Below are 23706 nucleotides of genomic sequence, written 5' to 3' on the forward strand. Positions count from 1 at the left end.
CGGCCCCCTCGCCGACGGGGACCTCACTGGTAGGCACCTCACTGGTAGGCAAGGAACACCGTCTCCTTCTCGCCCTGCAGGTACACGTCGAACCGGTACACACCGGGTCGTTCCAACCGTGCGACGAGCGTGTCGCGCCGGTCCGGGGCGAGGCTGTCGAGCAGCGGGTCGGCGGGGGCGGCCGCCGCGGCCGGGTTGGGCAGGTAGCAGCGGGTGAACAGGTGGTGGAGCAGGCCGCGGGCGAAGACCGCTACCACCAGGTAGGGAGTCGCGCCGTCGAGGGCAGCGGGTAGCAGGGTCCGCAGGGTCCAGCCGCCGGCCGCGTCGGTGGGCACCCGGCCGAACCCGGTGAAGGTCAGACCGTCGCGGGCGAGGGAGCCGGGCGTGCCGCTGACCGAGCCGCTCGGGTCGGCCTGCCAGAACTCGAGCAGCGCGTCCGGCACCGGCCGCCCGGCGCCGTCGAGCACCGCGCCGTGCACGGTGACGAGGTCCGGGTGCCCGACGGGTGCCACGTCGCCGCCCCGGGCGAACGGGAGCGCGTAGCCGTAGAACGGGCCGACGGTCTGGGCGGGGGACGGTGCCCGCACCAGCTCCGTGGTCGGAACGGGCCCGGGCGATGGCAGCGTCGTCATCGCCCGGGCCGTTCCCGCCAGGTGGCCTCGGGACCGTCGAGAACGACATCCCACCGGTAGCCCATCGCCCACTCCGGACTGGTCAGGTCGTGGTCGTAGGTCGACACCAGCCGTTCGCGCACCTTCTGGTCCGTGATCGCGTTGTAGATCGGGTCGAGCGGGAACAACGGGTCGCCCGGGAAGTACATCTGTGTCACGAGCCGCTGCGTGAACGCCGGCCCGAACACCGAGAAGTGGATGTGGGCGGGACGCCAGGCGTTCTCGTGGTTGCGCCACGGGTAGGCACCCGGCCTGATCGTGACGAACCGGTACCGGCCCTCGTCGTCGGTGAGGCAGCGGCCCGCCCCGGTGAAGTTCGGGTCGAGCGGAGCCGGGTGGCGGTCGCGGCGATGGACGTAGCGCCCGGCGGCGTTCGCCTGCCAGATCTCGACGAGCTGGCCGCGCACCGGCCGGCCGGCGCGGTCGAGTACCCGCCCGGTGACCACGATGCGCTCGCCGAGAGGCTCGCCCCGGTGCTGGCGGGTGAGGTCGGCGTCGAGGTCGCTGACGTCGCGCTCGCCGAACACAGGTCCCGCGAGCTCGACCGCCGTCGCGGGCACCCTGACCAGGGGCTGGCGAGGATGGCGCAGCACGCTGCTGCGATAGGGCGGGAAGTCGCGCTCGGGATGGTCGAGGGCGCCCTGCCCGCGTGGTGCCGCGCCGCGGTGGAACTCCGCTATCGCACCGCTGATCTCCCGCTGCGTCGGCATTCGGTCGACCGCCGACGCGCCGAGGACCTCCGCCGGGCCGGCTTCGGGGCGGCCCGGCGCGGCGGCGACCGCCGCGCCGCGAGCCTTGCCCGACTCCGACGAGGCCCCGCTCGACGGCTGACGGCCGGCGCGAGCGCCGAGATCGCTCCTGGTAGTAGCCATCCGGTCCCTCCTTCGCACATCCGACCCGCGGCAGCCGGGTGCTGGTGATGGTGATGGTGATGGTGTTCGTCTGGCGAACTTCTGTTCGCCAGGCTGCTGCCGTAGTGTCCGCAGCGGTGTCAGGCAGGTCAACGCGACTTTCCACTCGCCGGAAGGCGAACCTCGCGCCAGACAGGGGACGGAACATGGCGACACCGTCGAACGGCGAAAGAAACAACGAGGCGGCCGTCGGCCCCCTCGTGCGGGGCCTGCACGTCGTGCGCGCCCTCGCGGCGGCGGCCGACGAGGCGCCGACTCCCGGCGCGGCGGTCCCGACGGCCCGGTTGGCCCGCGTCACCGGCCTGCCGCGCTCGACGGTCGACCGGGCGGTCCTCACCCTCGCGGCCTGCGGGATCGTCCGTACCGCCGGCCACTACGTGGCGCTGGCGCCCGGCGCGGCGGCGCTCGGCAACGCCTACCTGAGCTCCTGCCACCTGCCGGCCGCGTTCGCGGCCGTCGTCCAGGAACTCGCGGACAGGTTCGACGAGTCCGTGTCCGTCGCCGTGCCGGACGGGCTGGGTGTCCGGTTCGTCACGCAGGTTCCCCGCCGCAGGACAACGGCCACGGCGTTCCGCGTCGGTGACCTGCTGCCCGCCGAACGGTGCGCCCCCGGGGCGCTGTTCGCCGCCGCCTGGAGCGACCAGAGCTGGCATGCCTGGCGGAGCGGGTTCGCCCCGGGCCGTCCCGCCGAGACGTTCCCCGGGCGGGTGGCGCGGTCGGCGGCGGCCGGTTTCGCGCTGGACGACCAGCTCGTGGAGCCCGGCCTCGTCGCGGTCGCCGTCGACACGACACGGTTCACGCCACTGCCGGACGCCGCTGAGAGGGGGCAGTTCGTCGAACCCGCCGCACTCAGCGTGGTGAGCCACACCAGCCGGCACACCGCCGCGTCGCTCGCCGACCACGTCCTCGGCGCCGTGCGCGAAGCCTCCTCGCGCGCCGCCGCCGCTCTCGCCTCGCCGAGCGACCAGGCCGAAGGTCGATCGACAGCCGGCGTCGTCGAGGAGGGCGCCTTCCTCGCGGCGGCGGCCCGGATGGAGGACGAGCAGACTCTCGGGACCACCGGGCGGGCGGCGCGGACCTCGGCGGGCCAGGTCCGCTCGCTCAGTCGGGGGCTCGCCGTCCTGACGGCGTTCGACGCGGTCCGCCGAACGCCCGCCCTCAGCGAGCTGGCGTCCGCCACCGGCCTGCCCCGCGCGACGGTACGTAGATCGCTGCTCACACTGGTGCGCCTGGGCTACGCGGCGGCGCAGGACGGGCGGTTCCGGCTGCTCCCCCGGGTTCTCGAGCTCGGCTACGCCCCGTTGACGCGGATGGGGCTGGCGGAGCTGGCCGAGCCGGAGCTACGAGCTCTCGCCGCCGCGGTCGGGGAGTCGGTGTCCCTCACGGTGCTGTCCGGCGACGAGATCCTCTACCTGGCCCGCATCCCCGTTCGACGGATCATGACGGTGGACGTGGGCGCCGGCAGCCGCCTGCCGGCCTACCCGACCTCGACCGGGCGGGTACTGCTCGCCGGCCTGGGCGACGCCGAGCTGACCGGCTACCTGTCGCGGGTGGCACCGGCTGCCCTGACCCGCCGGACCGAGACCGATCCACGGCGGCTGCGCCGGATCGTCACGGCGGCCGGGCGGGACGGGTTCTCGCTGGTGACCGAGGAGCTCGAGGACGGCCTGCAGGCGATCGCCGTGCCCGTGCGCGACACCACCGGCCGGCCGGTCGCCGCCGTCAACGTCTCCATGAACGCCCGTCGGATGAGCCCCGAGGCCGCCCGCCGGGACCTGCTCGTCCCACTGCGGGCGACCGCCACGGCCATCGCCGGGAACCTGAGCGCGGTGTCGGCGTTCCGGACGCCGCCGCCGAGCGACCGGTTCTCGTTGACCTGACGCGGACCGCCCACGTTCACGCCCTCGCACACGTTCACACGCGTTCGAAGACGGCGGCGATGCCCTGGCCGCCGCCGATGCACATGGTCTCCAGCCCGTAGCGGGCGTCACGCCGGTGCATCTCGCGCAGCAGGGTCGCGAGGATGCGCCCGCCGGTGGCGGCGACCGGGTGCCCCAGGGAGATCCCCGAGCCGTTGACGTTGACCCGGTCGAAATCGGCCTCGACGAAGCCCCACTCGCGCGTGACGGCGAGGACCTGCGCGGCGAACGCCTCGTTGAGTTCGACGAGGTCGACGTCCGCGAGCTGCAGCCCCGCCCGGTCCAGCGCCTTCGCCGTCGCCGGTACCGGCCCGATGCCCATGGTGCGCGGCGGTACTCCGGCCACCGCCCACGACACCAGCCGCGCGAGTGGCCGCAACCCGAGCCGCGCGGCGTTCGCGGGATGGGTCACGACGCACACCGACGCCCCGTCGTTCTGGCCCGATGCGTTACCCGCCGTGACGGTCGCCTCCGGATCGTCCCGGCCCATGATCGGCCGCAGCGCACCGAGAGCATCGAGGGTGGTGTCCGCCCGGGGATGCTCGTCGGTGTCGACGACGACGTCACCCCGCCGGTTGCGCACCGTCACAGGCACGGTCTCGTCAACGAAACGCCCCTCGCGCTGCGCCGCGACCGCACGCTGGTGGGAACGCAACGCGAGGGCGTCCTGCTCCGCGCGCGAGATGCCGTATTCGCGTCGCAGGTTCTCGGCTGTCTCGATCATGCCGCCGGGAACCGGGTAGTGCTGCCCGCCCGCCGTCACCCGCCCCCGGGTCAGCGCGTCGTGCAGCTGCGCCCCGGCCCCGCCGCGCACGCCCCAGCGCAGGTCGGTCGAGTAGAGGGGCGCATTGCTCATGCTCTCGGCGCCCCCGGCGAGCACCAGCTCGCTCACGCCCGTCTGCACCTGCATCGCCGCGGTCACCACCGCCTGCACCCCCGAGCCGCAGCGACGGTCGAGCTGCAGCCCGGCCGCCGTCACCGGCAACCCCGCGTCCAGGCCGACGACCCGACCGAGAGCCGGTGCGTCCATCGTCGGGTAGGACGAGCCGAAGATGACATCTTCCACCTCGGCGGGCGGGAGGCCGGTGCGCTCCAACAACGCGCGCACCACCGCGGCGGCAAGCTCGACCGCCTGCAGCGATCTCAGGAGTCCACCGAAGCCGCCGACCGGGGTGCGGATCGGCTCGCAGATAACAGCGTCGCGCATAGTCAGGTTCTCCTGAAACATCCGGTCTGCGGGGAACGGCCGATCGCGGCCGTGGAGTCAGGGCGAGCCGACGAGCCGGCCGAAGGCAGTTCTCGCCGGCCCCTCCAGCTCACCGCGTAGTCGCAGGTAGGTGGCCACCGACCGAGCGGACGGCCAGTCCTCGGGCAGGTAGGCCGCCGGCAGCCCTGGGTCGGCTCGCAGCAGTCGCAACCAGTCGGAGACGAACAAGGTCAGTTCGGCCAGCTGTTTTCCACCGGTGGCGGGGTGACGTTCCCACAGGCGCAGAAAGCGCTCGTGTTCGGCACGCAGCTCAGCGAGGTCCCACGCGCGCCTGACGACAAGGTCGAGCCGGGTCGGAGGAGCCGGTCGAGCGACGAACGCGTGCGGGATCTGCTCCTCGTCGTCGCCGAGCGGCACGTCAGCAAGCACCTTGTCGACGTCGACCGTGCCCGGCGCGATCCACAATCCGTCCCGCAGCGGCCCGAACCCCGCCCACGTCAGCCGGGCGCGTAGCTGGTGGCGCAGGTCGCGCCGGCTCTCCGGCAACGAGAAGCTCAGCAGCGTCCACTCGCCGTCGGCATGCTCGAAGGGCTTCGACGACTGCACGCGGCTGGCCGCCTCCCGCAGCAGACCCTCACCGCGGTCGGTGAGGCGAAACGCCGCCGTCCGGCCGAGCTGGTGGCGCGCGAGCAGCCCACTGCGCGTCATGCGCGCGAGGGTGGCACGGGTTGCGGCGTCACCGATGCCCAGACTCCCGAAGATCCGCAGGAACACGCGGGTGGGCACGGGAACGGGGTGGCGGTTCATCACGACCGCGCCCAGCAGACCCAGCAGCAGCTGCTGCGGGCGGCGACCGGCAGCGAGCGCGGTCGACTCGAGGTCGGCGCCGACCTGCGCCGGTGAGGCCACCACGCGTCTCCCTTCCTGAGCCGAAAGCGACGGCCCGCGGGCCGGACGGCTTGGCGACGGCTCTCCTCCGGTGCACCGCCTCGCTCCCGCCAGCCGACTTCGTCAGATTATCATTCGACAACTTCTTGACGAGCGTTATAAACACATCTAAGTTACATGTGACCCGGAGCACCTTCCCCCCCGCCCGGCGGTCGTCACCAGCTTCGCGCCACCACATCCCTCGCCGCTGCCGGACAGGCCGTTCCCACAGCGCCCGGGGGTGGTCGAAGCGCGCGTCCTCCCCGCGCCGAAACCCGCATATCCGTACGCACAAGCCCCTGGAGTCCTCTTTGTCCGACCCACTGCTCGACGTGGCGGGGCTGGCCGTGTCCTATGGCGGCACGGTGCAGGCCTTACGCGGCGTCTCGTTACAGGTCCAGGCCGGAACGGTCGTTGCTGTGCTCGGCAGCAACGGGGCCGGGAAGTCCACACTGCTGCGGGCCGTGTCCCGCTCGCTCGGCGCGATCGGCGGCCGGGTGACAGCCGGCACGGTGCGCTACGACGGCGCTGACCTCGCCCACACCGACACGTCCGCCGCCGTGCGGGCCGGGCTGGTTCAGGTTCCCGAGGGCCGCCGGATCTTCGCGGACCTCACGGTCGAGGAGAACCTGCGGGCCGGCGGACACACCGTGCGCGACGCCGCCGCCCGACGGCGGGCGCACGACGATGTGCTCGACCTTTTCCCCATCCTGCGGGAGCGGCGCCACCAGCGCGGCGGGCTGCTCTCCGGCGGGCAGCAGCAGATGCTCGCCATCGGCCGCGCTCTCATGACGTCGCCGCGTCTGCTCCTGTTGGACGAACCCTCGCTCGGTCTGGCCCCACAGCTGGTCGATCAGATCGGCGAAATCATCAAACAGATCAATGTCACCGGCACCGCCGTGCTTCTGATCGAACAGAACGCGGCGATGGGCCTGCGCGTCGCCGACACCGCCTACGTCCTCGAGACCGGCCGGATCACCGCGTCGGGCGCGGCGGCCGATCTGGCGGCAACCGACGAGGTGCGCAACCGGTATCTCGGTGTCAGCGAACCCGGCGAGCAGCCTGCGTCCTGCGCGCCGGCGCCGGCCCCGCGGGCAACGGTGACACTGACGACGCAGACCGGGGCGGCGCAGACCGGGGCGGCGCCGATCGGGGCGGGGCCCGCCGAGGCGCAGCCACGTTCCGAGCACCGCTTGACCGTGGCGGAGCTGACGGTCCGCTTCGGCGGTGTCACGGCGCTGCGCGACGTGTCGTTCACCGTCGAACCCGGCACCGTGCACGCTCTGATCGGCCCCAACGGCGCGGGCAAGTCGACCTGTATCAACGTGCTCGGCGGCGCGTACCGCGCCACCTCCGGCACCGTGCACTACGGCCAGCGTGAGCTGACCGGCCTGCGGTCGCACCAGGTCGCCGACCTCGGCGTCGCCCGGACGTTCCAGAACATCTCGCTGTCGCTCGAGGTGAGCGCCGAGGACAACCTGCTGGTCGGACGGCACCGCCTCATGCGCGCCGGGACGTTGGCCGGGGCACTGCGGCTGCCCCGCGCCCGCCGGGAGGAGTCGGAGCACCGCGAGGTCGTCCGGGGGATCGCCGACCTGCTGGGGATCGGGCACCTGCTCCCCCGACCGGTGCACACCCTGCCCTACGGCGACCGCAAACGGGTCGAGCTGGGCCGGGCGCTGGCGGCCGAGCCCTCCCTGCTGCTGCTCGACGAGCCGGTCGCCGGGATGACCCACGGGGAGTCCAGCGACATGGCCGCCGCCATCGCGTCGGTCCAGCGCCGGCTCGGCCTGTCGATCCTGCTGGTGGAGCACGACATGCCCTTCGTGATGGGACTGGCCGAGCGCATCACCGTTCTCGACTTCGGCCGTCGGATCGCCGAGGGCACGCCGCAGGAGGTGCAGCGCGACCCCGAGGTGGTTCGCGCGTACCTGGGAGCAGCAGAGGCCGCGGCATGAGCTACCTCCTCACCCAGCTCGCCAACGGCGTCTCGATCGGCCTGGTCCTCGGCCTGGTCGCCGGCGGGTTCGTGATCGTCTTCACCTCGACGGGCGTCCTGAACTTCGCCCACGGCTCCGTGGTGCTGACCGGCGCCTACCTCGTCGCCGCGCTGCAGCCGGACATCGGGTTCTGGTTGGCGGCGCTGGTGGCGACGGCTGCGGCGGCACTGCTCGGGGTGCTCGTGAACGCGGTGCTGGTGCGCAACCTCGCGGAGCACAACCCGGCCACCGCCGCCATCCTCATGCTCGGCGTGGACACCGTCCTGCTCACCGAGATGACCCGGCGCATCGGCAACCGGATCCTCCCGCTCGGGGCGCCGTGGGGCGCTGACGTGGTGTCGGTCGGCGGCGTCACCGTACCGACGGCCCGGGTGGTCGCCGCCGGGGTGGCGGTGGTGCTGTTCGCGGCGCTGTGGTTCCTCTTCACCCGGACGGGATTCGGGGTCGCGATGCGGGCGGCCGCAGCCGACGGCGACACCGCCTCGATGATGGGCATCCGGCTGTCGCGCACGGGCGCGGCGGGCTGGGCGCTGGCGGGCGGCCTGGCGGCCGTCGCCGGCATCTTCCTCACCTCCTTCCCGACCCAGGGCGTCGCCCCCTCGATCGGTCTGACCGCGTTCGCGGCCATTCCGGCCTGGGTGCTCGGCGGGTTCGACTCGCTGCCAGGGGCCGTCGCAGGCGGCCTGATCGTGGGAGTCGCGACGGCGCTGACCGTCGGCTACGAGGACGACCTGCAGGTGCTGGGCCGCGGGCTGGGCGAGGTCGTGCCGTACGCGGTGATGATCCTCGTGCTGCTGGTGCGGCCCAACGGGCTGTTCGGACGCCAGGCGGCCAACCGTGTCTGACTTCCTTGATTCCTCCCGTCTGCCTGATCTCGCTGACCGGCCCGCCCGGCGGCACCCCGCCCGCCGGGTGTCCGCCCGCCGGGTGTCCGCCGGGCGCCGGCTCGCCCTGGTGCTGGCCCTTGTCGTGGCGCTCGGCCTGCCGTTGTTCCTGAACGACTTCTGGCTGCAGGCCGGGCTGTTCTCGATGGCTGCGATCGTCGCGGCGGTCGGACTGACCCTGCTCGTCGGCACCGCCGGGCAGCTCTCCCTCGGGCACGCCGCCTTCGCCGCGCTCGGCGCGTACGCGTACACGTGGACCGCGGGCGACACCGGCGCCGCCCCCGCCGGGCTCGGCCTGCCGCCGCTGCTCGCGCTGGTCGCCGCCGCCGGCTGCGGCGCGATCGCGGGGGCGCTGTTCAGCCCGATATCGGGCCGGCTGCGCGGCATCTACCTCGGCCTGGCGACCGTCGGCCTGGTCTTCGTCTCCCGTCACGTCCTGGTCAACGCGTCATCGGTCACCGGCGGTTACAACGGGCGCCGGGTCGAACCCTTCTCCGTCCCCGGGTTCAGTTTCAGCAACTCCGAGCCCGACTACCTCGCGGTGGCGGGCGTCGAGTTCGAGGGTCTGCACCGGCTCTGGTATCTCTTCGTCCTCGTCACCGCCGTCGCCGCCGCGCTGGCGAGCAACCTGCGGCGCAGCCGCAGCGGCCGCGCGCTGGCCAGCGTCCGGGACGGCGAGACCACCGCCGCGGCGATGGGGATCAACGTCAGGAGGGCCAAGGCCACGGCCTTCACCGTCTCCTCGGCGTACGCGGGGCTGGGTGGAGCGCTGATGGCCCTGGCGTTCGGCCGGATCGCCCCGGACCTGTTCGGACTGCAGCTCTCGATCGACTTCCTGATCATGATCGTGATCGGTGGGCTGGGTTCCGTGGCCGGCGCCGCCGTCGGAGCGGTGTTCGTCACCACCCTCCCGTTGGTCCTGACCGAGTACGGCGCCGACCTGCCGTTCCTCGCCGCCCCCGGCTCGGGCGGCCTGGACGGCGCAACGCTGTCGCGCTTCGCGTACGGCGCCGCGATCATCGCGGTCCTCCTGTTCCTGCGGGGCGGGTTGGCAGGTGGGTTGGGTCGAGCCCGCAGCACGCTGCGCGACCGGCGGCGCGCCCCTTCCGCCGGTGCGGACGGGCAGGCGCAGCCAGGAAGGCAGGCCGACTCCGGCACCGCGAAAGACCCGGGCACCGCGAAAGACCCGGGCACCGCGAAAGACCCGGCCGGGCCAGCGGACCGCCCGGAGCACGAACTTCCCTCCCACTCCGCACCCGCCGTCCCGTCCAGGTCGAAGGAGACCTCCGCATGAACGCCCGCGTGCGCACCGCCGTTGCGTTAGTTGCCGCCTGCACGGCGGCGCTCGCCGCCTGCTCCACCAACCCCGACTCCGGTGACGGCACCGGAGCGGGCGGCGGTGTCAAGACCGGCAACGGCGTCACGGACACGACCATCACGATCGGCAGCCTCACCGACCTGTCGGGTCCGTTCGCGGCGGGCGCCGCGGTGCAGACCGCGGAGTTCAAGGCGTACTGGGCCTCGGTGAACGCCGACGGTGGGGTCTGCGGCCGGCAGGTCAAGCTCGACGTCCGGGACCATGGCTACGACCCGCAGAAAGCCGTCTCTCTCTACCGGAGCATGGCCACCAACGTGGTCGGGCTGCAGCAGGTCCTCGGTTCGCCGGTGGTCGCGGCGGTGCTGCCGCTGGCCGACGATGACGGCCTGTACGTCGGCGGCATGGGATGGCCCAGCGTCGCGCTCGGCTACGAGGTCGCCCAGATCCCCGGCACCACCTACAGCCTCGAAGGCGCGAACGCCGTCGACTTCCTGGTCGACGAGCTGCACCTCCCCAAGGGCTCCACCATCGGCCATGTGTACTTCGTCGGCGACTACGGCAGCGACGCGCTGCGCGGTTCGCAGCACGCCGCGCAGGAGCGGGGCGTGAAGATCTTCCCGCAGGAGATCACGCCTCGCGACACCGACCTGTCCGCTCAGGCCGCCGCACTGCGGCAGGCCGGGGTGTCGGCGGTTCTCGTCTCCACCGCGCCCACCCAGCTGGGCTCGCTGTCCGGCGTGTTGGACTCGCTCGGTGTCGACGTGCCGATCGTCGGCAACACCCCGGCGTTCAACCCCGCGCTGCTCAAAACCTCGGCCGGGCCCGCGCTGAACGCCAACGGCTACAGCATCACCGCGATCGCTCCGTTCAGCCATGACGCCCCGGGTGTGCGCAAGGCCGTCGAGCTGTACCAGGCGGCGGCGCCAAACGGCGCGGACGGTTGGGAGGTTCCGCTGGCCTACGGCCAGGGCGTGCTGCTGCGCGACGCGCTGGATCGGGCCTGCGACGCGGGTGACCTGACCCCCGAGGGACTGGTCAAGGCGATGCACTCCGCGTCGGGCATCGACGCCGACGGCGTGTTCCCCGGCAAGCTCGACTTCACCAAGGCCGGCCAGCCGGCGACCCGCAGTGTGTTCGTCTCCAAGGTCGACAGGCAGGTGCCAGGTGGGCTGCGGCTCCTGACGACCATGACGGGTCCGAGCGCCAGCAGCTACCCCGTCGCCGACTAGCATGTCCGACTCACTCGTGGCGAGCGAACTGCTCGCCTCCCCGACCGGGAACCTGGCCGAACGGGTCGTCGGTGACGTCCTGCGTCGGGCAGCCCAGCCCGCCGGTACCGCCGTCGACGCCGACGGCGGTACCGGCGCACGGGGCGGTGCCGAGGCCGCTGGTCGCGCCCTTGCGCTCACGGCGGTCCACAGCACGGGAACGCACACGTGGTCGGCCGTCGAGCTCCTGGCCGACGCCGAACGGGTCGCCCGGGGACTGCTGGCGCGTCTCCCGGTGGGCAGCCGCGTCGCGACCTGCCTGCCCAACGGTGCGGAGGCGGTGCTGATCCAGCTCGGCGTCGCCCTCGCCGGCATGGTGCTGGTGCCGGTCAACCCGCGCTCCCGGCCACCCGAACTCGACCACGCCCTGCGGCGCTCCCGGGCGTCGTGCGTGTTCGCGGCGCTGGACGTCGCCGGCAACCCCGTCGCGGACACCGCCGCCGAACTCGCCGCGTCCCTTCCCGACCTGCTCGAGGTCCGGCGCTGCGACGGGGAGTGGCGAAACCTGACCGACGGCGGGGAGACGGACCGTCCGCTGCCCGTCGTCGACCCGGACGGTCTCGCCCAACTCCAGTTCACCTCCGGGACGAGCGGCCACCCCAAGGCGGTGAAGATCACTCATCACGGGATGGTGGTGACCTCGCACGCGTTCACGCGGCGCATCGGCCTGCCGCCCGGCGGCGCGTGGCTCAGCCCGATGCCGCTGTTCCACACCGCCGGGAACGTGCTCGGTGTGATGGGCGCGCTGTGGCAGCGGTGCGAACTCGTCGTCCTGGCCTTCGAGCCGGGCCGGACACTGCGGGCCGCGGCCGCGCGTCGGGCGACCGTGCTGTCCGCCGCGCCGACCCTGCTCGACCTCCTCATGGCCCATCCGGACATCGGCTCGACGGACCTGAGCAGCCTTCAGGTCGTGTTCACCGGCGGCCAACGCGTGACCCCCGCGTTCGTCGAGCGGGTGGAGTCGACCTTCGGCGCACGGCTGTCGGCGACCTTCGGGATGACGGAGACCTGCGGCGCCGCGTTGCAGACCTCGCCGTGGGATGGCGACGACGTCCGGCGGCACAGCGTCGGGCGACCGCTCGACGGAACGGACGTGCGCGTCGCGACACCGGCGGGCGAACCTGCGCCGCTGGGCGAGGTCGGGGAACTGTGGCTGCGCGGAACCCGGCTGACCCGCGGCTACCTCAACGACGAGACGGCCACCTCGGCGGCGCTCACGTCCGACGGCTGGCTGCGCACGGGCGACCTCGCCGCGATGGACTCCCGAGGCGTCTGCCGCGTGGCGGGCCGCGACAAGGACGTGATCAAGACCGGGGGCGAGAACGTCTCGCCCGAGGAGGTGGAGGAGGCCGTCGCGAGCCATCCCAGCGTGCGGCACGCGGCCGTCGTCGGCCTGCCTGACGAGCGGTGGGGCGAGCTCGTCGTCGCCTTCGTCGTGCCGAGCGGCGGGGTGGTGCTGCCCGCGGAGCTGGAAAACCACTGCCGCTCGCTGCTGTCCCCGTTCAAGGTGCCGCGGCGTTGGCACGTGCTCGACGAACTTCCCACCACGGCATCGTCGAAGGTCCGGCGGGCGGAGCTACGGGAGCTCGCCGTCGCCGCCCAGGCCGCGGGCACCCTGTCCGCGGGCAGCGGGACCGCGGGCAGCGGGACCGCGCGGTGAACGCCGGCGGGTACCTGGCACGGATCCTGGCCGACCTGGCCGAGGAGTCGGCGGAGCTCGACGCCATCGTGGCGCGGCTGGGCCCGGCGGGTTGGCGCACCCCCACACCGGCTGCGGGCTGGACGGTCGCGCATCAGGTCGCCCATCTCGCCTGGACGGACGCCTGCGCGCTGCGCGCGGCCACCGGCTCCGGCGACCCGCGCACCGCGGTCAAGATCACGGCCACGGCCACGAGCGCCCACGGCTTCACCGCGTTCACCGGCCCCGCCGCTGTTGAGACCGCCGCCGCCGGTGCCGACGATCCACCAGAAGCACTGCTCGCCCGGTGGCGCCGGGGTCGCGCGGCGCTCGCGGCCGCGCTGGCCGAGGTTCCCGTCGGCGCGGTGCTGCCGTGGGCCGGGCCGCCCATGAGCGCCACCACGATGGCCACCGCCCGACTGATGGAGACCTGGGCGCACGGTCTGGACGTCCGGGAGTCCTTCGGTGCCGGACCGGTCGCGACCCCGCGGCTGCGCGGCATCGCCCACCTCGGCGCCCGCACCCGAGATTTCGCCTTCCGCCAGCGCGGCCTGCGGCCGCCGGCCGAGGAGTTCCGGATCGAGCTGGTAGGCCCCGGTGACCAGGTCTGGGCCTGGGGGCCGGCCGGCGCCCGGCAGGGGGTAACCGGACCGGCACTGGACTTCTGCCTGCTGGTGACGCGCCGACGGCACCGCGACGACCTCGCCCTGCGGTGTCGGGGCGCGCAGGCCGACCAGTGGCTTGACATCGCCCAGGCGTTCGCCGGCCCGCCCGGGCCGGCGCGGGCGCCGGGAGCACGGCACAGCAACCCGACCGCGAAGGAGACATCCCGATGACCACGGACACGACAGCCAGGACGACCACCACGACGCTCGGGGAGCTGCCGTCCCTGGTGGGCAGCGAGCTCGGCACGAGCGACTGGTACGAGGTCACGCAGGACCGCGTCGGGCTCTTCGCCGACGCCACCGACGACCACCAGTGGATTCACGTCGACCCCGAGCGGGCCCAGCAGGAAAGCCCGTACGGCGGCCCGATCGGGCACGGGTATCTCACGCTCTCCCTGATCATCCCGATGTGGACCCAGGTACTGACGGTGAGCGACTCGACGATGGGCGTCAACTACGGGCTGAACAAGGTGCGCTTTCCGGCGCCCGTGCCGGTCGGTTCCCGGCTGCGGTTGAGGGCGACCCTCAAGGACGCCGCAGTGATCGACGGCGGCCTGGCACTGACCGTTTCCGCCGTCATCGAGCGGGAGGGCGGCGACAAGCCGGTCTGTGTCGCGGAGCCGATCTTCCGTGTCTTCGGTGGCTGACGCCGTGCCGGGCCCACCGGCACCCGGCCCCAGCGCCATCTCTTCAACGCAGGAGGCAACAGTGGTAGACCTCAGTGGCAAGGTCGCGGTGGTGACCGGAGCGGGGCGGGGCCTCGGCCTGGCCTACGCGAAGGCGCTGTCCGCGGCGGGCGCCGCCGTGGTGGTGAACGACGTGGACCCGGTGGTCGCCGAAGCAGCCGCCAAGGAGGTCGCGTCCGTCGGCGGGTTCGCCGCCCCCGCCCCCGCGGCCGTCGGCACGGCCGAAGCGGCGGACAAGCTCGTCGGCGTGGCCGTCGACGAGTTCGGCCGGCTCGACGCTATGATCACCAACGCCGGCGTGCTCCGCGACCGGGTGCTGTGGAAGATGACCGACGACGATTTCGACACGGTCGTCCACGTCCATCTGCGCGGGACCTTCACCTGCGCGCGCGCCGCCGCCGTGCGGTTCCGCGAGCAGGGCGAGGGCGGACGCATCGTGGTCGTCGGCTCCCCCGCCGGCCAGCGCGGCAACTTCGGGCAGACCAACTACTCCGCGGCCAAGGCCGGCATCGTCGGGTTCGTCCGCACCTGGGCGATGGAGCTCGAGCGGGCGCAGGTCACCGTGAACGCGATCGTCCCGGTGGCCGCCACGGCGATGACCGAAACCGTCCCGGCACTGGCGCCGTACGCCGCCGCGCTGCGCGACGGTCAGCCGCTGCCGCCGTTCGCCCGCCGGGCGCTGGCCTTCGGCTCCGCCGAGGACGCGGCCGGGCTGGTCGCGTTCCTCTGCTCGGTGGAGGCAGCCGGCATCACCGGCCAGGCCATCGGGATCGGCGGCGACCGCCTGTCGTTGTGGACGCACCCCGAGCAGGCCGTCGCCGCCTACGCCGACGGCGGCTGGGACGCCGACGCGATCGCACAGGCCTGGCCGACCGTGTTCGCCCAGCACCACCAGACGGTCGGCGAGAACCTGCCGAAGGCACCCCGATGAGCCCGCGGCCTGCGGCGACCGGACCGGGGCTGGACATCGCCGCGCTCGTGGCCGTCGACGTGCACGCGCACGTCGAGACCGACGAGCACGGCCACCTGTCGCTGCCCGACGATCTCGTCGCGGCGTCGTCGAAGTACTTCTCCGCCGATCACCGCGCTCCGACCATCGACCAGACCGCGCAGTACTACCGCGAGCGGCAGATGGCGGTCGTGCTGTTCACCGTCGACGCGGAATCCGCGAACGGCCACCCGGCGCTGTCGAACGAAAAGATCGCCGAGCACGCGGCCCGCCACAGCGACGTGGTGATCCCGTTCGCGAGCATCGACCCCGCCAAGGGTCACGCCGGTGCACGGACCCTGCGCAGGCTCGTCACCAAGCACGGGATGCGGGGCATCAAGTTCCATCCCTCGATCCAGAACTTCGCCCCCGACGACGGCAGCGCCTACCCGCTGCTCGAGGCCGCGCAGGAGCTGGGGGTGCCGGCGATCTTCCACACCGGCCAGACCGGAATCGGCGCCGGCCTGCCCGGCGGGCGCGGCATCCGGTTGGCGCACTCGAACCCGATGCTGCTCGACGAGGTGGCCGCGACCTTCCCCGATCTCACCATCGTGATGGCGCATCCCTCGTTCCCCTGGCAGGACGAGGCGCTGGCCGTGGCGACGCACAAGGCTAACGTCTACATCGACCTCTCCGGCTGGTCCCCGAAGTACTTCCCGCCGCAGCTGGTGCGCTACGCCAACTCGCTACTCCAGGACAAGGTCATGTTCGGCTCGGACTACCCGCTCATCACCCCGGACCGCTGGCTGGCCGACTTCGCCGAGATCGACATCAAGGACCACATCCGCCCGAAGATCCTCAAGGAGAACGCGGTGCGTGTGTTCGGCCTGGCTCCGGAGGAACCGAAATGATCTATCGAAGCAGTCTGGCGGACATCGAGATCCCGCGCGGGTCGCTGACCGGGCACGTGCTGGGCCGGGCCCGCGAGCACGGCGACAAGGTCGCCCTCGTCGACGCCACGACCGGGGAAAGGCTCACCTACCGTGAACTGGCGGACGGTGTGGACTCCGTCGCCGGCGCGCTGGCCGGCCTCGGCGCCGGGCCGGGCAGCGTCGTGGCGATCGCGAGCCACAACCAGCCGTCGTACGCCACCGCGCTGTTCGGCGCGCTCGCCACCGGTGCCACCGTCTCGCCGGTCAACCCGGTGCTGACGATCGACGAACTCACCAGACATCTGCGGGCCTCCCGTGCGGTCGTGGTCGTCAGCTCGGATCAGGCCGCCGAGAAGGTGGCCAAAGCAGCCGACGAGGCTGGCGTGACCCATCGCGTCGTGCTCGGCCACCACGACGGTTTCGTACCGCTCGCGCGGCTCGTCGCCGCCGGTCACCAGCCGCCGGCCGTCGAGCTGGACCCCGCCGTCGCCGTGGCCATGCTGCCGTTCTCGAGCGGGACGACGGGCACGGCCAAGGGCGTGATGCTCACCCACCGCAACCTCGTGGCCAATATCGAGCAGAACGCTGCCGCGTGGCCGGTGAGCAGGGACGACGTGGTCGCCGCGGCCCTGCCGTTCTTCCACATCTACGGTTTCACGATCATTCTGAACTCCGCACTCACCGCGGGCGCGACGATCGTGACCCTGCCGCGCTACCGCCTGCCGGCCTTCGCGCGGATGGTGCAGGACTACCAGGTGACCCGCGCGTTCCTCGCGCCTCCGATGGTGCTCGACATCGCCACCGCGCCCGACCTGGGCGATTATGATCTCTCTTCGCTGCGCGTCGCCATCTGCGGGGCCGCGCCGCTCGACGTCAGCCTGGCCGAGCGCGCCGAGGAGCGGCTGGGCTGCCTGATCCGCCAGGGCTACGGGATGACGGAGGCGAGCCCGGGCACCCACCTCGTGCCCGACGCCGAGGTCTCGACGATCCCGGCGGGCTCGGTCGGGCGGCTCGTCCCGAACACCGAGGCGCGCCTCGTCGACCCGACGACCGGCCAGGATGCGCCCCCGGGCGAACCAGGGGAGCTGTGGGTGCGGGGGCCCCAGGTGATGGCGGGCTACCTGGACAACCCCACCGCGACGGTCGAGACGGTCGTCGCGGGCGGGTGGCTGCGGACAGGCGACATCCTGCGGGTCGACGACGACGGCGTGTTCTCGGTGGTGGACCGACTCAAGGAACTGATCAAGTACAAGGGATACCAGGTCGCGCCGGCGGAGCTCGAGGCCCTGCTGCTCACCCACCCCGGCGTGCTCGACGCCGCGGTCGTCGGGGTGCCGCACGAGGAGGGCGGTGAGGCTCCGAAGGCGTTCGTGACCAGGACTGACGCGCGCGGGGCACCTGACGGCGTCGGCCCCACCGCCGCCGTCGGGGCCGACGAACTCATGGGCTGGGTCGCCGAACGGGTGGCGCCCTACAAGAAGATCCGGTACGTCGAGTTCGTCGACAGCATCCCCCGCTCGCCGACCGGCAAAGTCCTGCGCCGGCTGTTGAGGTGAACCCGCGCCCGACCCACCCGTCGTTCGCGGCTCCGTTCTACCCGTCCCAGGTCTAGACATCTCAGCCTGTCATATATGATGTAATCGGTGATCTGGTCCGCGTGCACACCATGACAGGCAGACCCCACGACAGGCAGCAGGGATCAACGATGACGAATTCCCCCGTCGTGGCGGCGGGCCCCGGTTCGGCCGCGGACGCGTACGGCCACGGGCTGGTCGGGCTCAGAACGGTCGAAGTCCGGCCCGGGCACGCGGTGGTCGCCCTGGACGTGGCGCCGGAGCATCTCAACCACGTGGGGATCGCCCACGGCGGGGCCATCTTCTCCCTCGCCGACCAGGCCGTGGCCGTGGCCGCCAACCAGCGGGGGCGCACCGCCGTGCTCAGCGCGGCCACGATCCACCTGGTTCGGCCGGTTCGCGGCGGGGCCCGGCTCGTGGCCACCGCCGAGGAGGGCCACCGCGGCCGGCGACTGTCGCTCTACACGGTCCGGGTGACCGACTCCGGTGAGCTGGTCGCGACCGTCACCGGCCAGACGGCGACGGTCGCCGACGACTCGGACGGGACCACAGGTACCCCCGCAAACCCCTGAAGGCCAGATCAAATATGATTTCGTATCATGAACACCTTTGATTACATCATCGTCGGGGCGGGGTCGTCGGGAAGCGTGCTCGCCAACCGGCTCTCCGCCGACGAGGGCACCCGGGTGTTGCTGCTCGAAGCCGGCGGCACCCACCGTCGCCTGATCATCGACGTGCCGGTCGGCTGGACCACCGCGGCCGGCCGCCCGTCCCTGACCTGGCAGAACCTGAGCGAACCCGAGCCGCACCTCGCGGGCCGCGCACTGGCGCAACCGACCGGCAGGCTCCTGGGCGGAACCTCGTCGATCAACGGCATGATGTACACCCGTGGCCAGGCGGCCGACTACGACGCCTGGCGCGACGCGGGTCTCGCGGGCTGGGGCTACGACGACGTCCTTCCCTACTTCCGGCGGTCCGAGGCCAGCACCCGCACCGACGACCGCTACCACGGCCGCACCGGACCGCTGCACGTCTGTCCCCTGCCACCGGGCAGGGACCTCGGCAGGTTCCGGGAGGCGGCGTGGGAGCTGGGCTACCCGAACGCCGACGACTTCAACGTCGCGGCGCCCGAAGGATTCGGCCTGCCGGAGTTCACCATCTACCGGGGCCGGCGCAGCAGCACGGCCCGCGCCTACCTCGACCCGGTGCGCGACCGGCCGAACCTGGTGGTGCGGACCGGCGCCCTCGTCCACCAGGTGCTCGTCGAGGGCGGTCGGGCGGTCGGCGTGCGGTACTCGACGGGCCGCGATCTCACCGAGGCGCGCGCCCCGCAGACGGTCGTGAGCGCCGGGGCGTACCGTTCGCCGCACCTGCTGATGCTGTCGGGCATCGGGCCGGCCGACGAGCTCCGGCGGCACGGGATCACCGTGCACGCCGACGTCCCTGGCGTCGGTGCGAACCTGCAGGACCATCCCATGATCTACCACGTCTTCGAGGCGAGCGGGCACGGCACGTTCGAGACCCAGGTCCGGCTGGACCGCCTCGCGCTCAACGGCCTGCGCTGGCTGCTCGCCGGCCGGGGCCCGTTCTCCCACCAGCCGATGTCCGTGCAGGCGTTCCTGCGCAGCCGCCCGGACATCGACCGCCCGGACACCCAGCTCCAGGTGGTCCACACCTCCCTGGCCGCACGCCCGTGGTTCCCGGGCCTGCGCAGGGGCGCCGGCCACCAGATCTCGGCCGGCGCGCTGCTGCTGCGGCCGCAGAGCCGCGGCACGGTGGGCCTGCGCTCGGCGGACCCGACGGACAGCCCGACGATCCGGTTCAACCTGCTCGACAACGACGAGGACAGGCGACGGATGCGCGACATGTCCCGGCTGATCCGGCGCCTGTTCGCTACCGCGGCCGTCGCGCCGCTCACCACCCGCGAGCTGGTGCCAGGGCCGGCGGTGAGCTCCGACGCCGAACTCGACGATTTCGTCCGCGGTGCGGCGGGCACCGGGATGCACCCCGTCGGGACCGTCGCCATGGGCACCGGCGGCGACGCGGTACTGGACGGCGAACTGCGCGTGCGCGCCGTGCCGGGCCTGCGAGTCGTGGACGCCTCGGTGATGCCGACGATCGTCAGCGGCAACACCAACGCTCCGGCCATCATGATCGCGGAGAAGGCGGCGGACCTGATCCTGGGACGTCCCGCGCCCCGCGAGGAGGCGTTGCGCGGCTGACGGGAGGCGGACCACCTCCTGCTGCCGGTCGGCCCAGTCCGCGGCAGAACCCGAGACGAACCGAAGCACAGACAAGGCAACGGAAAAGAGAGCCTGATGTCGAACAACCGTGGGGTCGTCTACGTCGAACCAGGAAAGGTTGACGTCGTCGACCTGGACTTTCCCGAACTGGTACTCAGAGACGGCCCCGGCGTGCATCCCGACAACGTCGGTCGATCCTGCCCGCACGGCGTCGTCCTCAAGGTCGTCTCCACCAACATCTGCGGGAGCGACCAGCACATGGTCCGCGGTCGCACGACCGCTCCGAGCGGTCTCGTGCTCGGCCACGAGATCACCGGCGAGGTCATCGAATCCGGCCGCGACGTCGAGTTCGTGAAGGTCGGCGACCTCGTCTCGGTTCCCTTCAACATCGCCTGCGGCCGGTGCCGCAGCTGCAAGGAGGGCAAGACCGGCATCTGCCTGAACGTCAACCCGGACCGGCCCGGCTCGGCGTACGGATACGTCGACATGGGCGGCTGGGTCGGCGGCCAGGCCGAGTACGTCATGGTGCCCTACGCCGACTGGAACCTGCTGCGCTTCCCCGACCGCGACCAGGCCATGGCGAAGATCCTCGACCTCACCCTGCTGTCGGACATCTTTCCCACCGGTTTCCACGGCTGTGTCACGGCCGGCGTCGGCCCGGGCTCCACCGTTTACGTGGCGGGAGCCGGGCCGGTGGGCCTCGCCGCGGCCGCCTCGGCCTTCCTGCTCGGCGCGGCGGCTGTCGTCGTCGGCGACCTCAACCCGGCCAGGCTCGCCCAGGCCGCCAGCTTCGGCTGCGCGACCGTCGACGTCACCCAGGGCGACCTACCGGGCCAGCTCGCGGAGATCCTGGGCGAACCGGAGGTCGACTGCGCGGTCGACGCCGTCGGCTTCGAGGCCCGGGCGCATGCCCACGGTGCGGGCGAGGCGCCCGCGACTGTGCTCAACGCCGTCATGGAACTCACCCGCGCGGGTGGCGCGATCGGCATCCCGGGGCTCTACGTCACCGGCGATCCCGGCGCCGTCGACGACGCGGCCAAGGTCGGGGCGCTGTCCGTCCGGATCGGTCTCGGCTGGGCGAAGTCGCACGCCATGTTCACCGGGCAGTGCCCGGTGATGCGCTACCACCGCCAGCTCATGAAGGCGATCCTGCACGACCGGGTGCAGATCGCGCAGGCCGTGAACGCCACCGCCCTCCCGCTGGCCGACGCGCCGGCCGGTTACCAGAACTTCGACCAGGGCGCGGCCGTCAAGTACGTCCTCGACCCGCACGGGCTCGTCGGCGCCACCCGCTGACCCGACCCGATCTCGCCCACACCAACACAGGAGCGAACATGGCAGACATCTCTCTGAATCAGGCACAGGCCGTCGTGGATGCCGCGCTGAAGAAGTCGGCCGAGATCGGCGTCCTCATGGACATCGCCGTCGTCGACGCCGGCGGCCACCTCAAGGCCTTCGCCCGGATGGACGACGCCTGGCTGGGCAGCATCGACATCGCCATCAAGAAGGCCCGCACCGCGCGCTACTTCAACCTGGACACCGGCAAGCTCGGCGTCCTGTCCCAGCCCGGCGGCCCGCTGTTCAACATAGAGGTGTCCAACGGTGGGCTGATCACGTTCCCGGGCGGCGTCCCGCTGCGGAGCAGTTCGGGCGAGGTGGTCGGCAGCGTCGGCGTCAGCGGCAGCACCGTCGAGGACGACCACGCCGTCGCCGTGGCCGGGGCCGCCGCCCTGCAGTAGCCGACGGCTCCCGCAGGCCCCGGCGGCCGGCCGGGACGGCGGGCGCGGGCCCAAGGGCCGCGCGCCGGGCCGTCCCGACCGGGACGCTCAGTACCCCAGCTCGGTCCAGAACGAGCAGTTGTGCCTGGCCGCGATGTCGACGGTGCGGGTCCCGCCGCCATCGGAGGGAGCGAAGGCCAGCACCGACGACGAGCTGCGGTAGCGGGGCCAGCTCGTCAGGCCGCGCCCGTTGGGGTCTGCGCCACGCGCGAAGTTCGCCCAGTACTGCCGCAGCTGGTGGGCGAGCGTGGCCTGGGTGGACGACAGATCGGGGCCGTCCCCGAACCCGGTGATCGTGAACAGGTACTGCAGTTCACTGCCGTGGTAGGCGCCGGCGGTGGTGCCGAGTGCCGAACTCGCCGACGGCGCGGCCGTGTCGGCGAACTCGTAGGCGAACACCGCCGCATTCGGTGCGGTGGCCTGGTAGGTGGCGAGGTCACTGCACGCGCCGAGGGGCAGGGTGGGGCTGAAGTCGGACTGCGCGGCCGCGAGCGCCAGGCTCGGCGAGGAGTAGCTCTCGGCCGGGTACTCGGCGGCGACGAGCGGCCCGTTCGTCGAGCCGTAGATCCCGGTGAGGACGTCGGGGTACTGCGCCGCGGTCACCGGATTACCCGTCCCGTCGAACTGCTGCTCGACGAAGACGTGCGCCTCGTCCCGCACGCCGCCGATGATCGAGGGCAGCTTGGTGTAGTCACCCGAACGGAACCCCTCGGCGCCCGTTGTCAGGAAGCTGCCGTCGACCACCGGAGTCCAGGCGGTCAACCCGAGCTCACTGCTGGCGGCGAGGAGGTCGGCGGTGGTTTCTGCCCGCAGGCAGCTGGCGGTGTTCGAGGAACAACCCAGTTGGGCCGCGAAGTCCGCCCCCGCGGCCTGGGCGTCGCTGCGGGCCCGCAGCGGCGTGACGTCGCACGGCCCACTCATCACGACCGCCTTCTGGAACAGGCCGGCCGAACTCGGCGCGAGCAGCTGGTCGCAGATGCTCATCGCGCCCGCCGACTCGCCCGCCACGGTGACGTTCGAGCTGTCCCCACCGAAGCTGGCGATGTTGTCCTGTACCCAGCGCAGCGCCGCCTGCTGGTCGAGCAGGCCATAGACGCCCGAGTTCGCTCCCCGGGCGTCCAGGTCGCTGTGCGCGAGGAAGCCGAACGGCCCGAGCCGGTAGTTCACGGTGACGACGATGACGTTGCCCTCGGTCACGAGCGTGGTCGGGTCGTACTGGGAGCCGGACCCGAGGACGAAGACGCCGCCGTGGATCCACACCAGCACCGGCGCATCGGACAGGCTCTTCCCCGCCGTATGGGGCGTGTACACGTTCAGGTAGAGGCAGTCCTCACTGCCGCCGACCGTCGGGTTGCCGGACGCGTCGACGGAGTTCTGTGCGCAGTCGCTGCCCGCTGTCGTGGCCGATCGGGTGCCCGACCAGGACGCGGGTTCACTCGGCGGTTTCCACCTCAGGTCACCGGTCGGTGGTGCGGCAAAGGGAATACCGACGAACGAGCGGTAGCCGTCGCCGACAGTTCCCCGCAGTTGCCCCTGCTCCACGGTGACGGTGTCACCTTCGGCCGCGTTCGCGGTCGACACCACCGTCGTGAGCAGAGCCGCTGTCAGGACGCCGACGAGTGCGACGGCTAACCGGGCACGTACCGCCATCCGCCGGAAAGCCGGCCGTCCGGGCTGCTGGCCTGGAAGGGCCATTGTTCCTCCTCCGCGCGGCCCGGCAGTCCCCCGGGAAAAAGTTTTTCCGGCAGCGGGTCCGTGCTCGACGAAGGCTGCCCGGTGGCCCGCCCACCGCCAAGCCATGTTTCCGCGACGTGAAAGCACTAGGTCGCGGGCCTGAGTCGCGCCCCAGGTCGAGGCCCGGTATACCGCCGAGCCGCCCACCACCTTCGTGGCTGTCCGCCCCAGCGGCGGCCGCCCGCCGACGATGTCCACCGCCTTCCCCGAAAACGTGCACGGGGTCGTCAGGCTGGCCGGCGCCGGCCACGGCATCCACGACGAGCGGCTCAACCGGGCGGCCTTCACCAAGCACCTGCTCCGTTTCCTCGCGCAGTACGCCTGACCCGTCCGCCCCCGCCCACGTCCCCCCGCTGGCAGTTCCGGTCCCGCAGCTCCCGACC

At 72.4% G+C, this 23706-nt stretch carries 21 protein-coding genes; 16 read left to right on the top strand and 5 right to left on the bottom strand.

Features of this window, described 5'->3' with window-relative positions; genetic code table 11:
- Positions 1-38: 38 nt before the first annotated feature.
- Together pcaG and pcaH are read right to left on the bottom strand one after the other, a co-directional pair.
- The gene (pcaG, locus tag FRAQA3DRAFT_RS11615) at positions 39-632 is read right to left on the bottom strand and encodes a protocatechuate 3,4-dioxygenase subunit alpha (protein WP_009739225.1); all 594 of its coding nucleotides are present in this window, start codon (positions 630-632) and stop codon (positions 39-41) included.
- Complete coding sequence (gene pcaH, locus FRAQA3DRAFT_RS11620) at positions 629-1381, bottom strand: protocatechuate 3,4-dioxygenase subunit beta (protein WP_035922788.1); 753 nt, start codon at positions 1379-1381, stop codon at positions 629-631. The genes pcaG and pcaH overlap by 4 nt, the downstream gene beginning before the upstream one ends.
- 347 nt (positions 1382-1728) lie before the next feature.
- Between pcaH and FRAQA3DRAFT_RS11625 the strand changes: the two genes are divergently transcribed.
- Positions 1729-3462 (top strand): IclR family transcriptional regulator C-terminal domain-containing protein, encoded by a 1734-nt coding sequence (locus FRAQA3DRAFT_RS11625; RefSeq protein WP_009739227.1) that lies wholly within the window; start codon positions 1729-1731, stop codon positions 3460-3462.
- Between the two features lie 34 nt (positions 3463-3496).
- On the opposite strand, the gene FRAQA3DRAFT_RS11630 is transcribed toward FRAQA3DRAFT_RS11625, so the two are convergent.
- Positions 3497-4708, bottom strand: a complete 1212-nt coding sequence (locus tag FRAQA3DRAFT_RS11630) for an acetyl-CoA C-acetyltransferase (protein WP_009739228.1) — start codon at positions 4706-4708, stop codon at positions 3497-3499.
- A gap of 57 nt (positions 4709-4765) precedes the next feature.
- Positions 4766-5620 carry a PaaX family transcriptional regulator C-terminal domain-containing protein gene (locus FRAQA3DRAFT_RS11635; protein ID WP_009739229.1) on the bottom strand — a complete coding sequence of 285 codons (855 nt, stop codon included), beginning with the start codon at positions 5618-5620 and terminating at the stop codon, positions 4766-4768.
- A 326-nt stretch (positions 5621-5946) separates the two neighbouring features.
- Between FRAQA3DRAFT_RS11635 and FRAQA3DRAFT_RS37140 the strand changes: the two genes are divergently transcribed.
- The 14 genes from FRAQA3DRAFT_RS37140 to FRAQA3DRAFT_RS11705 all read left to right on the top strand — a co-directional run bounded on the left by FRAQA3DRAFT_RS37140 (position 5947) and on the right by FRAQA3DRAFT_RS11705 (position 21550).
- Positions 5947-7593, top strand: coding sequence for an ATP-binding cassette domain-containing protein (locus FRAQA3DRAFT_RS37140; protein ID WP_009739230.1), 1647 nt, complete (start codon positions 5947-5949; stop codon positions 7591-7593).
- Positions 7590-8480 carry a branched-chain amino acid ABC transporter permease gene (locus FRAQA3DRAFT_RS11645; RefSeq protein WP_009739231.1) on the top strand — a complete coding sequence of 297 codons (891 nt, stop codon included), beginning with the start codon at positions 7590-7592 and terminating at the stop codon, positions 8478-8480. The genes FRAQA3DRAFT_RS37140 and FRAQA3DRAFT_RS11645 overlap by 4 nt, the downstream gene beginning before the upstream one ends.
- A complete protein-coding gene (locus tag FRAQA3DRAFT_RS11650) occupies positions 8473-9813 on the top strand; it encodes a branched-chain amino acid ABC transporter permease (protein WP_009739232.1) in 1341 nt (446 codons plus the stop codon). Before FRAQA3DRAFT_RS11645 ends, FRAQA3DRAFT_RS11650 begins: the two co-directional genes overlap by 8 nt.
- Entirely contained in the window at positions 9810-11066 is a 1257-nt protein-coding gene (locus FRAQA3DRAFT_RS11655) for an ABC transporter substrate-binding protein (protein WP_009739233.1), read from the top strand. The genes FRAQA3DRAFT_RS11650 and FRAQA3DRAFT_RS11655 overlap by 4 nt, the downstream gene beginning before the upstream one ends.
- Before the next feature lies 1 nt (position 11067).
- The gene (locus FRAQA3DRAFT_RS11660; protein ID WP_009739234.1) at positions 11068-12765 is read left to right on the top strand and encodes a class I adenylate-forming enzyme family protein; all 1698 of its coding nucleotides are present in this window, start codon (positions 11068-11070) and stop codon (positions 12763-12765) included.
- Positions 12762-13619 carry a TIGR03084 family metal-binding protein gene (locus FRAQA3DRAFT_RS11665; protein ID WP_009739235.1) on the top strand — a complete coding sequence of 286 codons (858 nt, stop codon included), beginning with the start codon at positions 12762-12764 and terminating at the stop codon, positions 13617-13619. The genes FRAQA3DRAFT_RS11660 and FRAQA3DRAFT_RS11665 overlap by 4 nt, the downstream gene beginning before the upstream one ends.
- Entirely contained in the window at positions 13616-14095 is a 480-nt protein-coding gene (locus FRAQA3DRAFT_RS11670; RefSeq protein WP_009739236.1) for a MaoC family dehydratase, read from the top strand. Before FRAQA3DRAFT_RS11665 ends, FRAQA3DRAFT_RS11670 begins: the two co-directional genes overlap by 4 nt.
- A 61-nt stretch (positions 14096-14156) precedes the next feature.
- On the top strand, positions 14157-15065 hold the full coding sequence (locus FRAQA3DRAFT_RS11675; RefSeq protein WP_009739237.1) for an SDR family NAD(P)-dependent oxidoreductase: 909 nt from the start codon (positions 14157-14159) through the stop codon (positions 15063-15065).
- Positions 15062-15973, top strand: coding sequence for a 4-hydroxyphenyl-beta-ketoacyl-CoA hydrolase (locus tag FRAQA3DRAFT_RS11680; protein ID WP_009739238.1), 912 nt, complete (start codon positions 15062-15064; stop codon positions 15971-15973). Before FRAQA3DRAFT_RS11675 ends, FRAQA3DRAFT_RS11680 begins: the two co-directional genes overlap by 4 nt.
- On the top strand, positions 15970-17550 hold the full coding sequence (locus tag FRAQA3DRAFT_RS11685) for an AMP-binding protein (RefSeq protein ID WP_009739239.1): 1581 nt from the start codon (positions 15970-15972) through the stop codon (positions 17548-17550). Before FRAQA3DRAFT_RS11680 ends, FRAQA3DRAFT_RS11685 begins: the two co-directional genes overlap by 4 nt.
- A gap of 149 nt (positions 17551-17699) precedes the next feature.
- Entirely contained in the window at positions 17700-18140 is a 441-nt protein-coding gene (locus tag FRAQA3DRAFT_RS11690) for a PaaI family thioesterase (RefSeq protein WP_009739240.1), read from the top strand.
- 27 nt (positions 18141-18167) lie between these two features.
- Entirely contained in the window at positions 18168-19790 is a 1623-nt protein-coding gene (locus tag FRAQA3DRAFT_RS11695; protein WP_009739241.1) for a GMC family oxidoreductase, read from the top strand.
- Between the two features lie 96 nt (positions 19791-19886).
- Positions 19887-21107 carry a formaldehyde dehydrogenase, glutathione-independent gene (gene fdhA, locus FRAQA3DRAFT_RS11700; protein ID WP_009739242.1) on the top strand — a complete coding sequence of 407 codons (1221 nt, stop codon included), beginning with the start codon at positions 19887-19889 and terminating at the stop codon, positions 21105-21107.
- 38 nt (positions 21108-21145) lie between these two features.
- Positions 21146-21550 carry a heme-binding protein gene (locus FRAQA3DRAFT_RS11705; protein ID WP_009739243.1) on the top strand — a complete coding sequence of 135 codons (405 nt, stop codon included), beginning with the start codon at positions 21146-21148 and terminating at the stop codon, positions 21548-21550.
- An 87-nt stretch (positions 21551-21637) separates the two neighbouring features.
- Here the strand turns inward: FRAQA3DRAFT_RS11705 and FRAQA3DRAFT_RS11710 are convergent, their stop codons facing one another.
- A complete protein-coding gene (locus FRAQA3DRAFT_RS11710) occupies positions 21638-23284 on the bottom strand; it encodes a carboxylesterase/lipase family protein (RefSeq protein ID WP_009739244.1) in 1647 nt (548 codons plus the stop codon).
- A 193-nt stretch (positions 23285-23477) separates the two neighbouring features.
- Between FRAQA3DRAFT_RS11710 and FRAQA3DRAFT_RS34985 the strand changes: the two genes are divergently transcribed.
- Positions 23478-23648 carry a hypothetical protein gene (locus FRAQA3DRAFT_RS34985; RefSeq protein ID WP_157467305.1) on the top strand — a complete coding sequence of 57 codons (171 nt, stop codon included), beginning with the start codon at positions 23478-23480 and terminating at the stop codon, positions 23646-23648.
- Positions 23649-23706 lie beyond the last annotated feature (58 nt).

This window comes from Frankia sp. QA3, from assembly GCF_000262465.1.
Taxonomy (GTDB): domain Bacteria; phylum Actinomycetota; class Actinomycetes; order Frankiales; family Frankiaceae; genus Frankia.

What these genes read in the sequence shown, in the direction of transcription:
- FRAQA3DRAFT_RS11655 (WP_009739233.1), top strand. Translation starts at nt 9,810, where the DNA reads ATGAACGCCCGCGTGCGCACCGCCGTTGCGTTAGTTGCCGCCTGCACG.
- FRAQA3DRAFT_RS11695 (WP_009739241.1), top strand. Translation starts at nt 18,168, where the DNA reads ATGAACACCTTTGATTACATCATCGTCGGGGCGGGGTCGTCGGGAAGC.
- FRAQA3DRAFT_RS11690 (WP_009739240.1), top strand. Translation starts at nt 17,700, where the DNA reads ATGACGAATTCCCCCGTCGTGGCGGCGGGCCCCGGTTCGGCCGCGGAC.
- FRAQA3DRAFT_RS11685 (WP_009739239.1), top strand. Translation starts at nt 15,970, where the DNA reads ATGATCTATCGAAGCAGTCTGGCGGACATCGAGATCCCGCGCGGGTCG.
- FRAQA3DRAFT_RS11680 (WP_009739238.1), top strand. Translation starts at nt 15,062, where the DNA reads ATGAGCCCGCGGCCTGCGGCGACCGGACCGGGGCTGGACATCGCCGCG.
- pcaH (WP_035922788.1), bottom strand. Translation starts at nt 1,381, where the DNA reads ATGCCGACGCAGCGGGAGATCAGCGGTGCGATAGCGGAGTTCCACCGC.
- fdhA (WP_009739242.1), top strand. Translation starts at nt 19,887, where the DNA reads ATGTCGAACAACCGTGGGGTCGTCTACGTCGAACCAGGAAAGGTTGAC.
- FRAQA3DRAFT_RS11705 (WP_009739243.1), top strand. Translation starts at nt 21,146, where the DNA reads ATGGCAGACATCTCTCTGAATCAGGCACAGGCCGTCGTGGATGCCGCG.
- pcaG (WP_009739225.1), bottom strand. Translation starts at nt 632, where the DNA reads ATGACGACGCTGCCATCGCCCGGGCCCGTTCCGACCACGGAGCTGGTG.
- FRAQA3DRAFT_RS11645 (WP_009739231.1), top strand. Translation starts at nt 7,590, where the DNA reads ATGAGCTACCTCCTCACCCAGCTCGCCAACGGCGTCTCGATCGGCCTG.
- FRAQA3DRAFT_RS11630 (WP_009739228.1), bottom strand. Translation starts at nt 4,708, where the DNA reads ATGCGCGACGCTGTTATCTGCGAGCCGATCCGCACCCCGGTCGGCGGC.
- FRAQA3DRAFT_RS11660 (WP_009739234.1), top strand. Translation starts at nt 11,068, where the DNA reads ATGTCCGACTCACTCGTGGCGAGCGAACTGCTCGCCTCCCCGACCGGG.
- FRAQA3DRAFT_RS11670 (WP_009739236.1), top strand. Translation starts at nt 13,616, where the DNA reads ATGACCACGGACACGACAGCCAGGACGACCACCACGACGCTCGGGGAG.
- FRAQA3DRAFT_RS11710 (WP_009739244.1), bottom strand. Translation starts at nt 23,284, where the DNA reads ATGGCCCTTCCAGGCCAGCAGCCCGGACGGCCGGCTTTCCGGCGGATG.
- FRAQA3DRAFT_RS11625 (WP_009739227.1), top strand. Translation starts at nt 1,729, where the DNA reads ATGGCGACACCGTCGAACGGCGAAAGAAACAACGAGGCGGCCGTCGGC.